Here is a 15280-nt window from a genome sequence, read left to right as displayed (position 1 = left end):
TAAAGTGATTAAGCGTTTTTGATATTCATTAATAATTCAAAATTTTCAATTCGCTTATCTGTGTCATAAACATCACAAGTGAAAATAAACTCATCGATATCGTATTTTCCTAGCAAGATCTCTAAACCAGCTTTGACTGTGTCTGGTGAACCAATTTGAGCCATTGCATAGAAATTATCGACAGACATTTTTTCTGCGGGTGACCACAGTCCATCCATCGTTGCAACAGGGGCTTTAAGTTTTAAACTTTGTCCACGCATTAAGCCAAGTACACGTTGATATGCGCTGGTGGCTAAATATTCAGCTTCTGCATCTGTTTGCGCGACCACAGTTGGAATGCCCATAGAAACATAAGGTTTGTCTAAATATTCAGAAGGTTCAAAATTTTCTCTATACAGTTGGATTGCTTGTCCCAACATGCGTGGTGCAAAGTGTGAAGCAAAAGAATAGGGAAGCCCTAATTTTGCAGCCAATTGCGCGCTAAATAAACTTGAGCCTAATAACCAAACTGGAACATGGGTGTTTTGTCCCGGTGTAGCAGTAATACGTTGCTGTGGAACAGGTTCTTTAAAATATTGCAGTATTTCTAAAACATCTTGTGGAAATTGATCTTCAGTTTCTTGGCGACCACGACGTAAGGCGCGCATGGTCACTTGGTCTGTTCCAGGTGCTCGCCCGAGACCCAGTTCAACACGATCAGGATAGAGCGTTGCTAAGGTGCCAAATTGTTCTGCAACAACCAGTGGTGCATGGTTAGGCAACATAATACCGCCCGAACCCACTTTTAAAGTTTGAGTATTCGCTAAGATATAACCCAATAAAACGGCTGTCGCAGAGCTGGCAATACCATCCATATTATGATGTTCTGCAAGCCATAGGCGTTTATAGCCTAATACTTCCGCTTTTTGTGCAAGTGCCAAAGCATGATGAAGTGAAAACTGAATACTTTTATCATCACGAACGGGGGCAAGTTCAAGAATTGAAAATGGGGTGTCTTTTAATGAGCGCATCTGTTTTCTCAAATATAGAATCTAAGTAGAGCATACGACGACTCATTGAACTTGTATATCGTTTTTTTTCGATATATTGTTGTTTGGGTATACTAGATAACTTGCATAAATCAAAAATGTTTAATATTCGATTCTTTAAAATCAGCACTGCCTCATTTGATTGATTAGATTTTTATGTCTTTACAACCATGAAAGAATCAAGGTTAAATTAAAAGGATTGAGTTCTGTAGAGTACAGAACTCAATCCTTAAAAGCGGCTTAATCAAACCGTCCAGCTTTCGGGGGCAGATCATCGAAGGTGCTTTAAATTTAATCTTTCGTATTAACGACGGTTTTTATAATGTCCAACATGGCGACCATTATCGTGTCTGTAATTACGGTCATTATAGCGGTATTTGCTGTTGCGATAGCCATTGTTGTTATAACGGTAGCGGTCATCACGATCTTCATCATAGCGACGGTCTTCGCTGACTTTTTTACCCAGTACAGAACCACCCGCAGCACCTAGCGCCGAACCAATATAGCCGCCAGTTGTACCTGCAACATTTTTACCTACAGTGTAACCACCCACACCACCTAAACCACCGCCGATAGCAGCACCCGTACGGTTACGACGATCGCTTGATACTGCAGCACCACCAGCCCCACCAATTGCCGAACCAATCATAGCTCCAGTGTTGCCACCCATTTGTTTACCAAGTGCAGTACCGACCACGCTACCTAAAGCAGAAGTCGCTGCTACACGTGTAGAACTATCGGCATAGGTTGTGGTTGCTGTTATTGCTGATGTTGCAACTACCGCGGCAAGAATTATTGAATTAAATTTCATGGCAAACTCCTTTTTGAAGCTATCGTTATATCTTGAGGTTAATGTAGTCAGAAATTTGGAAATGAAGATGAACAATGTGTTAATCGTTTGTATTGTTTGTCTACTCAATTTATCCATGATTTATGGCAGATTTTTCTCATGCAAAAAAGCACCCAAAGGTGCTTTTTATTATTCAGTTGGTGGGTGATAATTTAGCGATGGTTACGACGGTGTTTTTTAGAGTATTTTTTATAAGAGCGTTGGTCTGCACGACGGTCCTCTGATACTTTTTTACCCAGCACTGAACCACCTGCCGCACCTAATGCAGAACCCACATAACCACCAGTTGTGCCACCTACGCTTTTACCGACAGTATAGCCACCCACACCACCTAAACCACCGCCGATAGCAGCGCCAGTACGATTACGTCGGTCAGCAGAAACTGCAGCCCCACCAGCGCCACCAATTGCCGAACCAATCATCGCGCCAGTGTTGCCGCCCATGCTTTTACCAATAGCAGTACCTGCGACACTACCTAAAGCAGACGTTGCTGCTATACGTGTTGAATTATCTGCATGGGCGTTAACTGCCATTATTGATGTTGCAGCCAATGTCGCGCTTAATAATAATGCATTAAGTTTCATAGTTAACTCCATGTCCAAAAAAGTGGACCATTGTAATTGCTTTCGATGGCGGTAAATGTAACAAAAATATTTCGTGAAATATGGAGATGACGAACCAAAGTTGTGGCGTTTAGTGTCTGCTTTGTAAAGTTTCATTAACAATGTGGAGGAAACCTACTTAAAGATGTGTTATGTCGCTGAAATCTTAATCAAACCAGATCGTTCTTATTAGAAGTATTGCTTAAAATTCTTTTTATAAGAAGTTTTGTTGCAACGATATCTATGTCATTTAAACCTGAGAATCGTTACACTAGACTCAATTTTTTTGAGCTGATCTATGTCATATAAGGCATAGAGATAGCCATTGTCTTGAGATATTTTACACAATGAAAGAATCGTTACGTTTACGATTAGATCAGCTTTCTGACCGTCATGAAGAATTAAACGCATTGCTTGCGGATATAGAAGTCATTTCTGACAACAAACGCTTTCGTCAGCTTTCGCGTGAGCATAATGACTTAACAGAAATTACCGAAGTTTGGAAAAAGTACACCCAAGCAGAAAAAGATATTGAAACTGCCGAAGCTATGTTGTCTGATCCAGATTTCAAGGAAATGGCGCAAGAAGAGATTAAGGACAATAAAGCCATTATTGCTCAGCTTGAAGCTGATTTAAACATCTTAATGATTCCGAAAGATCCAAATGATGCCAATTCTGCTTATTTGGAAATTCGTGCGGGAACTGGGGGGGATGAAGCAGCGATCTTCTCTGGTGATTTATATCGCATGTATAGTAAATATGCCGAAACACAAGGTTGGCGTCTTGAAGTGCTGTCTGAAAATGAAGGTGAGCATGGCGGCTATAAAGAAGTCATTTGCCTGATTAATGGCGATGGTGTTTACGGTCGTTTGAAATTTGAAAGTGGTGCACATCGTGTACAGCGTGTGCCTGCGACTGAATCACAAGGGCGCGTTCATACTTCTGCATGCACTGTGGCAATTTTACCTGAAGTCGATGTCGATACTTCAGTAGAAATCAATTCATCAGAGTTACGTATTGATACTTACCGTGCTTCAGGCGCGGGTGGTCAGCATATTAACAAAACTGACTCTGCAGTTCGTATTACCCATTTACCAACGGGTACGGTGGTGGAATGTCAGGATGAGCGTTCACAACATAAAAATAAAGCCAAAGCGATGGCTTTATTGATTTCTCGTTTAGAAAATGCTAAACGTGCGGCTGCCGATGCGGCAACTTCTGAAATGCGCCGTGATTTGGTCGGTTCAGGCGACCGCTCAGAACGTATTCGTACTTATAACTATCCGCAAGGTCGTATGACCGATCACCGTATTAACTTAACTTTATATAAGTTAGATGCAGTGATGGAAGGTGATTTAACAGAATTATTGGATAGTTTACATCGTGAATATCAAGCAGACCAATTGGCAATGCTTGCACAGCGGAATGGTGGTTAATGAATATTGCACAGGCATTAGCCTTACGTGGTGAAGTAGAAAGTTACGAACGCCAAGAAAATGCATGGTTACTTGAACACATTACTAAAATCGATTCTTTTGATTTGGTCATGAAAAAAGCACAAGAATTAACCGCAGAGCAAGAGCAAGTCTATGTCGCTGCTTTGGCTCGAATTGAAGCTGGTGAGCCTTTAGCTTATGTGACGGGTTCGCAACCATTTTGGACTTTGGATTTAAAAGTAACCAAAGATACTTTAGTACCACGACCAGATACAGAAGTTCTGGTGGAAACGGTTTTACATTTAGATTTGCCTGATGATGCACGTATTGTAGATTTGGGAACGGGGACAGGTGCAATTGCTTTGTCGCTTGCCAGTGAGCGCCCTGAATGGGAAGTAACTGCAACGGATATTTATGCGCCGACTTTAGAGGTTGCGAAATTTAATGCTGAAAAGCATGATTTGAATCATGTGAAATTTTCATGTGGTAGTTGGTTTAAAGCGTTAGAAAAAAATCAATTCTTTGATGTGATTGTATCTAATCCACCCTATATTGATCCTCAGGATAAACACATTAAAGGTTTAGCGGCAGAGCCTCGACGTGCTTTAGTGGCAGGCAATAATGGTTTGGCTGATATTGAATTTATTATTCAAAACGGTAAAAAGTGGTTAACCGCCAACGGCTGGATTGCACTTGAGCATGGTTATGACCAAGCAGGTGTAGTGTATCAACTGTTTAAAAAATATGGTTATAAAGATGTTCAGACCATTAAAGATTATAGCGGTAATAATCGCGTAACGATCGGTTGTTCAAAATAGCAGAAAAAGCAAAAGATTTAAAAAAAGCGTATTAAGCGCTTTTTTTTTGCCTATTTATTAAAAGTTTAAGTGTTATCTTTCGATCCTTGATTAAAAAAGAGTAGTCTTATTTTCTTTAAATGCAATTCTTTTGTAATTACATTATATAGTTTAAATAATTGTAATTATTTTCAGATAAGACAAAGATTGAGCGATTGTAATGTGCATCAGTTTAAATAAAGTGATAATTATAAATAGCACAACGTGCAATAAGAACATCAGTGTTGACTATAAATTGCGATCAAAAGAAATGATTAAATAATAATTTATCCATAAAAAAGCGACTCAAAAGAGTCGCTTTTAAAAGCCATTTACAGTATCACATTGGATAATCTTGTAGGCAATCGGATACTTCAACTTGCTCTAAAGCATCTGTTTCGAGTGCAAGGCAAAGCGTCACAATTTTCTTCAGATCAGCTAAATATTGTTCATCTTTAAAAGATTCACCTAACTGAAGGGCTTGAATACGGTCAGCGCTAATATCAAGCGCTTGTACTACTTCAATGGCATCGACTTCATTAAAAAATGTGGTTACAGCATGATTTAAGTCAAGGTCTGATGCATTTAGAATACTTTGATTCAGTTGCTCTTCAAATTGTGGAGTAGGAGACTGCAAAGCTTGGGTAAAGTTTTGCACGATACGTTGATCGAGAACATCAATCATTTTAAGCATGTCATAACCTTTAAAAGAAATCAGGTGATTAAACAGGGGGAGTACAGCCGAAAGTAAGCATTAAAGAATGCTTTAAAATTGAGTGAAAAATAATCTATTTTGGAGCTTTTTGCAAACACATTCCGATAAATGAAACATTGATTTTTTAAGCTGATGAAAAACCTAAAATTATTGAATAAGAAAATTTTTGATACCACATCATGCTAATCAAAGGGATTAGCACTTATATAAATGAAGCATAGATTTCAAAATATCGTGAAATTTGGATTAAAAAATTATCGAAAATAATTATAAATATTTGAAATTATTGTACTTGTTTTTATTTTCTGGCAGCGTTTTTTTATTTGGCGATAGCCGATTGAAACTAAAAAATATCAAAGAAATTCAAGTCATAATGACAAGCTAAAGCAACATTATTTCCATAACTTTGCTTTAGCTGTACTTTTTTGGCTTGAAATGGTGAATGCTTAAGCCACTAATTAAAGTGTTTTTGCCTGAGTTGTTCCAGCCGTAATTGATATTGCTGCTGCCAAGTACTTTCAGGCAAGTTTTGTTTTTGCTGGTTCATTTCTTGGTTTAAAGTTGCAAGCTCCGATTGATAACTCGCTACTTGTTGCTGTTGCTGAACGACTTGTTGTTCACGCGCAGCCAATTGTGCAGCTTCTTTAGGTGAGAAGTAACTGTTAAGCAACTGTTGGGTAATCTTTTGTTGTTGTGCAGGGTCGGTGACACCAATTAAAGCCAATTTAAGGGCTTTATCATAACTGCCACTTTGACCATCAATATTTTTGCTTGGGTTTTTATATTGTTGTTGCAGTTGTGCAAGTTCACTTAGACGTTGCTGTTGCGTCATCTGCGGTGCTCGATTCAGTAGTTCGCCATAGGCAAACTGATAGCTGGAAAATTCTTTTTCTTCAGCAAAACCGAGTTGTGCTTCTTTCTGACCTAAAATCTGCTCACGTAAATGCCAAATTTCCTGATAACGCTGCTGTGGCGTCATTTGCGTTGACATTATCTTGGCTTGCATTTCTTTTTCATAAAGCGGTAGGCGTTCAAGCAATTGCTCTAAGGTCTGGGCAAATTGTTGATCAGGATATTCGGCTAATACCTGTTTTAATAGTGCCTGACAGTTTGCATCAGGGCAGTTTTGCTGTAACTGGGTCAATAATTGTGTGACATTGCCCGGATTTTTTTGAAAGAGTTGAATCATTTGCTTCATCGATTCTTGTTGCTGCTGTTGCTGCATTTTTGATTCGTCATTGTTTGCAGCGGCAAGCTTGTCTTGCAAACTGCTTGGCTGACTAGTTTTTGTGAGGGAGGGTGATGACGTCTGAGTTTGATCTGATGTGGCATATGATGGGCCAAGACCCAACCATATAACCACACCAATCACCAATAAACTCAGCACCAAAGCAATAAGCCCAAAGCGCTTCATTGATATTCCTTATGGGTTATATTGGAATTGACCCATGACAGGGAAGTGGTCAGATAAATCCCAAGTCATAAATAATGGATCGGCAGTTGAGCGGATAATGCGTACATCATTACGTGCTTGCATGGGCTGACGATGATTATTAGACGACACAACATAGTCTAGATATTCAACTGTAGAACCACCCGTTAAGCCAGCACCCGATAGCTTATTCACACGTGGATCAAAAGTTGATTCTGTGTATCCCGTGCTAACTGGATCGGTGCCATTAAGGTTACTCAACATCTGGGCATAATCTTGTGGCCACAGTAGTTTGTTGACGTTAAAGTCACCTCCCATCAGCACTGCATCAAATGATGGAATATTTTGCTTATCGACTAAAGCGCGGATTTGCTTAAATTGTTGTTGACGTAAGTCTCGTGCCGCATCGGTATCAAATGATGCAGTATGAGTAGAAGTGACATGGTAAGCCTTCCCATTTTTCAGAATTTCAGCATAGACCACACCTTTATCGGCAAAACAATCTATGCCTGTACAGCTTGGATAAATAAAGTGATCCGTCTTCACAATTGGATAGCGACTCGCAACCAGTATGCCGCTGTCATAAATATTAAAGCCTGAACCCACTGGAATATAAGTTTGGTAAGGATATTCCTGTGCTAATTTGGCCAACATTGCGGTACGGCCAGAAGCAAAAGTTTCTTGAAATAAAATTGCATCGTAACCTTTTAGGTTTTGCGGCAGTTGATTTAAACGCTCATCAATTTTACTCGCAACCAAAGGAAGCGCATAAATATTATAGGTTAAAACTTTAAATTCATTGGCACTGCTTACCACAGGCTCTGGCACCGTATTTTGATGAATGGTGTAATGGAAATCATCATAGCCACCCGTTAACTCGGCTTTAAATGCAGTCTGGGCTGCTTTACCGGCATAGTTGGTATTAAAACGCTGAATATTACGATCGTTGAACCACGGTGCAGAAAAATCGCTGCCAGAAGCAGAGTGGGTAATATTACTGCCAGACCAAGTTCCGGTCATAGATTGTTTTAGCGTGACACTTGAACCGCCGCCAGTAATCACGGTATCAAAATTATAGGTTTGACCCGACTTGACACCAGTATAACGATTATAACGCAGCAAACGTTTGGTCTCGTAAGGGGCAATTTGGGTGGCTTCTTGTGCCCATTCGCTACCTTGAACTAAAGTGCGTGTACCGTGATGATTAATATTGACGGATACCGTTTCAGGGGTCGTATTGGTCACATAAATGTATGTGTCGGCAATCGCTTGCTGACTGCATAATAACAATGATAGCCAAGCGATATTTGTCATTAAGTTTTTATTTAATGGGGTGCTCATGAGTTCCTTCCATGATGTTTTTGTTGAATATTATGTAAACAATATGAAGAGATCACTATGGCACGAAATTTTTTCAAGTCAGTGACAATGTACGACAGCAACATTACATTCCGACGAATGAAGGTCAAAAAACTGATTTAAATTTAGAGGGCTGTTGACATTTCATAATGGCAACTAGATAAAGCTACAAGTTAGAGCAAGAGAACTTTTATAGTGTCATTTTGGCGCTTGAATTTTATTATTTGCTATTTGTTTGCACAAAAAATAGCAATAGACCTTAATTTTAGTTCATATCAATAGAAAAAGATTACGGTTCTTTATTTTGACGATAAGCACCCGGACTGACACCTGTCCATTTCTTAAAGGCACGATGGAATGCACTTGGGTCATGAAAGCTTAATTCATCACTAATATCTTGTAGTGTTTTGTTTGTTTTAGTCAAAAATTCAATCGCTGTGTCACGTCGGATATCATTTTTGAGTTGTTGATAACTCACGCCTTCACTTTTTAAGCGCCGTTGGATGGTTGCATCAGACATATTTAAACGATGCGCAATTTCATTCAGTTCTAACCATTCCGCTGGTGGAATCTGCATTAAATGTTTACGTATTTGCGTGCTAATGGCATGCGGGTTTTTAAAGCGAACCAATAGGTTTTGTGGCGTTTGTTGAATAAATTGATACCATGATTGTTGGTCTTGCTTGATCTGAATATTTAAATAATTAGCGTCAAACTGAATGTAATTTTCATTACTATTATATTGAATATTTTCACAAAATCTAACTTTATAGTCTTGATCATCTAGAGGTGAATCACATTTAAGTTGAATCTGATTGAGTAAAACTCTTTGTCCGCTTAACCAACACATCAAACCATGAATGAGCATTAAATAAGTGGCGTAGCTGAACATTCTTTTGCTCTGTTTTTGTTCATAGATCACAATATAAGCATAGTTTTCTTGTACGAATAATTGACTGATAAAATCGTCTAAGACTAGATTTAAAAATTGCAAGATATGCTGAACTGCATGTTTTAACGTTTTAGTATACATAACGGATTGTGATAGCAGTTTAAAGCTACCACGGCGCATAGGATGGCTGTCCATACCAAAAAATTCATCGTTCATGGTATCTGCAAGTTCAATCCAGAGTTGTGCATACTGTGAAACTGAAACACGAGCTTTGCTGGACTGCATTAACTCAAGAGGAATACCTGATTTGAGTAAGATGCTTTGCGTGTTTAAGCCTTGATACTGCGCAGAAAGTAGTGCCTCATGCACAAGATTGATCGAGATTGTACCTTTGCTGTAGTTTAAATCTTGTTCATTCATGTGCTGATGTCCATGTTCAGTTCATTTGTACGATAGGTTGAATTGTCCAAATCCATCATAGATGATGCAATATTTGGAAATTGTACTCAAGCTTGACTGCATTTACTCTGCATCTTAAGTCGAGTATTCATTCAAAGAATTAATAGGAAAATAAAATGAAAATTCAAGGAAATGTATTTGTGGTAACAGGTGGTGCGTCTGGTCTGGGTGCTGCAACTGCCACGTATTTGGTTGGGCTGGGAGCTAAAGTCATCATGGTGGATATGAATGATGAACTGGGTATGGAAATGCAACAGCGTTTAGGCGAGCACTCTGTTTTTGTGAAATTGGATGTGACCGATGAACATGCTGTAAAAATATTCTTTGAAAATATTGAACAGCAATATGGTCAATTGAATGGTTTGGTGAATTGTGCTGGGATTGCACCATCTGCCAAAGTGTTGGGTCGAGATGGCATGCATGATTTTGCTATGTTTCAAAAAGTGCTGAATATTAATGTCAGTGGAACATTCAATATGATTCGTTTTGCTGCAAATTTGATTGCTAAATATGAGTTGAAAGCAGGTGAAGAAGAGCGTGGTGTGATTGTAAATACTGCTTCAGTGGCAGCATTTGATGGACAAATTGGGCAGTCTGCTTATGCTGCTTCTAAAGGTGCCGTGGTTGCCATGACTTTGCCTTTAGCACGAGAGCTGGCACGTGAAGCTATTCGTGTGATGACGATTGCACCGGGGATTATGGAAACACCCATGTTGAAAGGAATGCCGCAAAATGTGCAGGATGCTTTGGGGCAAATGGTGCCATTTCCACCACGTTTAGCAAAACCAGAAGAGTTTGCGCATTTGGTGGGACATATTTTTGAAAATGCTTATTTAAATGGTGAAGTGATTCGCTTAGATGGTGCGATTCGTATGGCACCTAGATAAATCAGTAAATATCAAAACAACATGGAAGCACTACCTTGCGCATAACCTCAAATTTTGATCTTCATTTAATTGTGGTTGTGCAGGTATTGCCTTCCTTTTGAAGGATCAAAAGGAACAAAAATCCTTTGCTAGACTGAAGATACATCCGTATATCTCAGTCCAGCGGGCGACATCCATGTCGCCCTGCGCGATAGTACATATTTGTTAAATATTTATAGATTTTCTCTGAAATTTCCAAATTTAAAGAAAAGGGACGCTCAATGCTTTTAAATGAAGAACAAAAAATGGTTCAGGACATGATGCGGAATTATTCGCAAGCTAAACTCAAACCAACTGCTGCACAGCGAGATAAAACTGCAAAATTTCCCGCACAAGAACTAAAAGAACTGGGTGAATTGGGTGCTTTAGGCATGACTGTGTCTGAACAATGGGGCGGTGCGGGATTGGATTATGTCTCCCTTGTGGTGGCATTAGAAGAAATTGCCGCAGGTGATGGTGCTATTTCCACTATTGTCAGTGTTCAAAACTCACTGCCATGTGGAATTACTCAGCGTTATGGTACAGAAGATCAAAAACAAAAATATTTAACTAAATTAGCAACAGGTGAATGGTTAGGCTGTTTTTGTTTAACAGAACCTCAGGCTGGATCAGATGCAGGTGCACTTGAATGTAAAGCAGAGCGTGATGGTGACTTTTGGGTGTTAAATGGAACTAAACAATTTATTACTACAGGAAAGCATGCTCAAGTCGCAATTGTATTTGCGGTGACGGACAAAGCCGCAGGGAAAAAAGGCATTTCATGTTTCTTGGTTCCGACAGAAACAGAAGGTTATATTGTTTCTCGTCTTGAAGAAAAAATGGGACAACACTGTTCAGATACGGCAACCATCATTTTTGATCATTGCCGAATTCCTGCCGAAAACTTATTGGGTCAAGAAGGTGAAGGCTACAAAATTGCTTTATCTAACTTGGAATCTGGGCGCATTGGTATCGCCGCTCAATCTGTTGGGATGGCACGTGCTGCATTAGATGCAGCTGTGGAATATGCCAATCAACGTAAAGCTTTTGGGGTGGAAATTGTTCAGCATCAGGCGGTGGCATTTCGTTTAGCCGATATGGCAACCCAGATTGAAGCGGCACGTCAATTGATTTTCCATGCAGCCACTTTAAAAGATGCAGGATTGCCATGTTTAAAAGAGGCTTCAATGGCAAAATTATTTGCTTCTACCATGGCTGAGCGTGTGTGTTCAGATGCCATTCAAATTCATGGTGGTTATGGTTATGTCTCTGATTTTCCAGTAGAGCGTATTTACCGTGATGTACGCGTGAGCCAAATTTATGAAGGTGCATCGGACATTCAGCGTTTAGTTATTGCGCGTGAAGTGACTAAGCTATAAATAGGCTAAGTTTAAGACTTTAGTGGGTGTTCAAATCCTGCATGTTTTTTGATGGATTCGGAAATTGTAGGATTTCGCCAATCATGTTTATCTAAGTCATGAGTGAAATAGAAGTGGTCAAAATGCTGGATTTATTGGGGCATTTGAAAATGAAAACAACAATGAAAATGGACAGAAAGTAATTACATAAGTGGATGCCCAAAGTAATTACATTTTTATAAAAATGGATAAGAGGTTGTTATTATGAAGACGCTAGAACAAGCACATCAAGAGTTTAATTTTGATCAATTTTTTGCCGAGCAATTGGTGGGTACTCCTCAGGCAATCAACGCCTATATTGAATGTTGTGAGCGCCATCTCGGTTCAAATAAAATAGCTTTAATTTGGGAAGGCAAACATGGTGAATCGGCAGAATGGACATTTGAGCAACTAGCCGATGCATCAGGAAAATTAGCCCATTATTTTACTTCACTGGGCTTAAAAGCCGGTGATTGTATTGCGGGTTTATTACCACGTACACCTGAATTGCTGATCACGATTTTAGCAACTTGGCGAATGGGGGCAATATATCAGCCTTTGTTTACTGCATTTGAATCCAAAGCGATAGAACATCGTATAAATATTGCTAAAGCTCAATTGATTGTAACCAATGAAGAGCAACGCCCAAAACTTAATAGTGTTGATGTACTGCATATTTTAACAGTGCATCAACAGAGTACATTAAGCCTACAAGACGACGACTTTTGGACAGAACTGACTAAGCAATCTTCAGCATTTGAACCCGTTATGCAAACATTTGCAGATGATTTCTTAATGATGTTTACCTCGGGAACCACGGGTTTAGCCAAATCTGTACCTGTTCCATTAAAGGCTGTGTTGGCATTTAAAGGTTATATGACGTATGCCGTGGATTTACGTGCCGAGGATTCTTTCTGGAATTTAGCCGATCCAGGCTGGGCATATGGACTGTATTACGGTATTACAGGGCCGTTAAGTTTAGGTCATAGTATTATTATGGATGAACGTGCTTTTAGTGTAGATAATGCTGTACAGATTATAAAAAAATATAAAGTGAGTAATTTAACAGGCTCGCCTACAGCATTTCGTATGTTCTTTGGCTTTAAAGAAAAATTTGATCCATCTATTAAAGAGCATTTACGTGCAGTAAGTAGCGCAGGAGAGCCATTAACTCCTGAAGTGATTCATTGGTTTAACCATGACTTAAATGTGAATATTTATGATCAATACGGACAAACTGAATTAGGCATGGTGATTGGTAATCATCATGCATTAGCACATGAAATTAAAATTGGTTCAGCAGGATTTGCAAATCCGGGACATCGATTTTGTGTTTTAAATCAGAATAATGAAGAAGTGGAAAAAGGTGGCGTAGGTACACTAGCAATTGATTTTTCACAATCGCCACTGGTTTGGTTTAAAGGCTATGATGGAAATAATCGTAAATCCTTTGTGGGGCATTATTATTTAACTGGTGATACCGTTAGACTGAATGAATTAGGTGGTGTCGATTTTATTGGTCGTGCTGATGATGTCATTACAACGTCGGGCTATCGTGTAGGTCCTTTTGATGTAGAAAGTACATTGCTTGAATGTACTGAGGTCCTTGAATCTGCTGTGATTGGTAAGCCTGATCCAGAACGGACTGAAGTTGTAAAAGCATTTGTTGTGTTAAAACCACAATTTTCCGCTTCGGATGCATTAAGTCATAAATTGCAAAATTATGTACGTTCGCGCTTATCTAAACATGCTTATCCCAAAGAAATTGAATTTGTAGAAGGTTTACCTAAAACCTCCAGTGGAAAAATTCAGCGAAATTTACTGAAACAACAGGAAATTGCTAAAATGCAAGGAATACAAAAAGTAGGTTAATTGGATTTTTCTTTTTAAAGAGTATTTTATTATTTTTAAATTAAAAACCGTCTTATAGGGCGGTTTTTTTAGGTTAATCGTTCTAAGCTGCCTATCTGGCAGTGAACACGGTCTAAGCGAAGGTACGATTCTAGGTTTCTTTCTAAGCTGCCTATATGGCAGTGAACGAGGCTGTTCACCAGGTCGTTGAAGACATTGTGTTTCTAAGCTGCCTATATGGCAGTGAACTGGATAGATAAAAATTATCCCGCTTTATACTTTTTCTAAGCTGCCTATATGGCAGTGAACTGGATAGATAAAAATTATCCCGCTTTATACTTTTTCTAAGCTGCCTATATGGCAGTGAACGTAGTTTCGATTTACAAGGGACTTTAACAGGTTTTCTAAGCTGCCTATATGGCAGTGAACTAGAATTAGAGAATCCCGTTAGGGTTCGAACTTTTCTAAGCTGCCTATATGGCAGTGAACAAATACATATCTTTATCAGTATGGCCTATCTTTTTCTAAGCTGCCTATATGGCAGTGAACTATTAAAATTTAATGTGACTGCAACTGGTAATTTTCTAAGCTGCCTATATGGCAGTGAACGAAAAATGCATTATGGCAATGTTCAGCGTTGTTTTCTAAGCTGCCTATATGGCAGTGAACATTTCATTCCCCAGTGATTGGCCACATTCATGTTTCTAAGCTGCCTATATGGCAGTGAACACATCGATTGTCATAAATGACGAGATTGAAAATTTCTAAGCTGCCTATATGGCAGTGAACGAGCTACAAAATCAGGCGCAAGAGATTTTAGATTTCTAAGCTGCCTATATGGCAGTGAACGAAAGGCAAAGGCAGATCTGCATCTTGCAAATTTTCTAAGCTGCCTATATGGCAGTGAACCAGCAGAGCACTTCACCAACTTAATTAAAGGCTTTCTAAGCTGCCTATATGGCAGTGAACCCGATGCTCCCTACCATGTCCCCACGGTTCGATTTCTAAGCTGCCTATATGGCAGTGAACCGCATCTGTTACGCCAACTGTTGCAAGCTTAATTTCTAAGCTGCCTATATGGCAGTGAACTTATACGAAATCAGTCTTATAGTTATTTATCATTTCTAAGCTGCCTATATGGCAGTGAACAGCGCGTCTATTTTTTCCCTGCGGACTTCGGCTTTCTAAGCTGCCTATATGGCAGTGAACCTTTTTTCAAACTTTTTACCTGTGAAGCATACTTTCTAAGCTGCCTATATGGCAGTGAACCTGTAGACCCCATTAAAAGCCAAAACGCAAAATTTCTAAGCTGCCTATATGGCAGTGAACTTATTTATTTGCAACGGATTCTTTCTACAAAATTTCTAAGCTGCCTATATGGCAGTGAACGTATCGTTAAAGATGTTTCACAGAAATCAACATTTCTAAGCTGCCTATATGGCAGTGAACTTAAGGCTTGTACTAGAGCGCCAATGCTTTTATTTCTAAGCTGCCTATATGGCAGTGAACTTTAATCGC

Annotated in this window: 12 protein-coding genes, 1 pseudogene and 1 CRISPR repeat array (1 of these 14 only partly in view); of the genes and pseudogenes, 6 read left to right on the top strand and 7 right to left on the bottom strand. The window is 39.2% G+C overall.

Annotated elements, in window-relative coordinates; genetic code table 11:
• Positions 1-8: 8 nt before the first annotated feature.
• On the bottom strand, positions 9-1010 hold the full coding sequence (locus tag B9T25_RS07765) for an LLM class flavin-dependent oxidoreductase (RefSeq protein ID WP_086187876.1): 1002 nt from the start codon (positions 1008-1010) through the stop codon (positions 9-11).
• Between the two features lie 178 nt (positions 1011-1188).
• Here B9T25_RS07765 and B9T25_RS07760 point away from each other — a divergent pair.
• Positions 1189-1272: pseudogene (locus B9T25_RS07760) on the top strand (IS3 family transposase); the annotation flags it as partial.
• Positions 1273-1332: 60 nt separating this feature from the next.
• On the opposite strand, the gene B9T25_RS07755 reads toward B9T25_RS07760, so the two are convergent.
• Together B9T25_RS07755 and B9T25_RS07745 are read right to left on the bottom strand one after the other, a co-directional pair.
• Positions 1333-1839 (bottom strand): hypothetical protein, encoded by a 507-nt coding sequence (locus B9T25_RS07755; RefSeq protein ID WP_086187874.1) that lies wholly within the window; start codon positions 1837-1839, stop codon positions 1333-1335.
• Positions 1840-2030: 191 nt separating this feature from the next.
• Complete coding sequence (locus B9T25_RS07745; RefSeq protein ID WP_086187872.1) at positions 2031-2462, bottom strand: hypothetical protein; 432 nt, start codon at positions 2460-2462, stop codon at positions 2031-2033.
• Positions 2463-2827: 365 nt separating this feature from the next.
• Between B9T25_RS07745 and prfA the strand changes: the two genes are divergently transcribed.
• A complete protein-coding gene (gene prfA / locus B9T25_RS07740; protein ID WP_086187871.1) occupies positions 2828-3916 on the top strand; it encodes a peptide chain release factor 1 in 1089 nt (362 codons plus the stop codon).
• Positions 3916-4734: a peptide chain release factor N(5)-glutamine methyltransferase gene (gene prmC / locus B9T25_RS07735; protein WP_086187870.1), complete on the top strand. Its 819-nt coding sequence runs from the start codon at positions 3916-3918 to the stop codon at positions 4732-4734. The genes prfA and prmC overlap by 1 nt, the downstream gene beginning before the upstream one ends.
• A 358-nt stretch (positions 4735-5092) precedes the next feature.
• On the opposite strand, the gene B9T25_RS07730 is transcribed toward prmC, so the two are convergent.
• The 4 genes from B9T25_RS07730 to B9T25_RS07715 form a co-directional block, all read right to left on the bottom strand.
• Positions 5093-5446 (bottom strand): hypothetical protein, encoded by a 354-nt coding sequence (locus B9T25_RS07730; protein ID WP_086187869.1) that lies wholly within the window; start codon positions 5444-5446, stop codon positions 5093-5095.
• Positions 5447-5921: 475 nt separating this feature from the next.
• Complete coding sequence (locus B9T25_RS07725) at positions 5922-6881, bottom strand: lipase secretion chaperone (RefSeq protein WP_086187868.1); 960 nt, start codon at positions 6879-6881, stop codon at positions 5922-5924.
• Positions 6882-6890: 9 nt separating this feature from the next.
• Positions 6891-8213 (bottom strand): sphingomyelin phosphodiesterase, encoded by a 1323-nt coding sequence (locus tag B9T25_RS07720; RefSeq protein WP_228146868.1) that lies wholly within the window; start codon positions 8211-8213, stop codon positions 6891-6893.
• A 334-nt stretch (positions 8214-8547) separates the two neighbouring features.
• Positions 8548-9570, bottom strand: coding sequence for an AraC family transcriptional regulator (locus B9T25_RS07715; RefSeq protein ID WP_086187866.1), 1023 nt, complete (start codon positions 9568-9570; stop codon positions 8548-8550).
• Positions 9571-9725: 155 nt separating this feature from the next.
• Here B9T25_RS07715 and B9T25_RS07710 point away from each other — a divergent pair, with 155 nt between their 5' ends.
• The 3 genes from B9T25_RS07710 to B9T25_RS07700 all read left to right on the top strand — a co-directional run bounded on the left by B9T25_RS07710 (position 9726) and on the right by B9T25_RS07700 (position 13783).
• A complete protein-coding gene (locus B9T25_RS07710; protein ID WP_086187865.1) occupies positions 9726-10496 on the top strand; it encodes an SDR family NAD(P)-dependent oxidoreductase in 771 nt (256 codons plus the stop codon).
• A gap of 260 nt (positions 10497-10756) precedes the next feature.
• Positions 10757-11893: an acyl-CoA dehydrogenase family protein gene (locus B9T25_RS07705; RefSeq protein ID WP_086187864.1), complete on the top strand. Its 1137-nt coding sequence runs from the start codon at positions 10757-10759 to the stop codon at positions 11891-11893.
• A gap of 243 nt (positions 11894-12136) precedes the next feature.
• Positions 12137-13783, top strand: a complete 1647-nt coding sequence (locus B9T25_RS07700; protein ID WP_086187863.1) for an AMP-binding protein — start codon at positions 12137-12139, stop codon at positions 13781-13783.
• A gap of 79 nt (positions 13784-13862) precedes the next feature.
• Positions 13863-15280: a CRISPR direct-repeat array (repeat unit 28 nt; unit sequence TTTCTAAGCTGCCTATATGGCAGTGAAC) (it continues 3352 nt past the right edge of the window).

It is taken from the genome of Acinetobacter sp. ANC 4470 (assembly GCF_002135335.1).
In the GTDB taxonomy this organism is placed as follows: Bacteria; Pseudomonadota; Gammaproteobacteria; order Pseudomonadales; family Moraxellaceae; genus Acinetobacter.
This window is presented reverse-complemented; position numbering and strand designations above follow the sequence as displayed.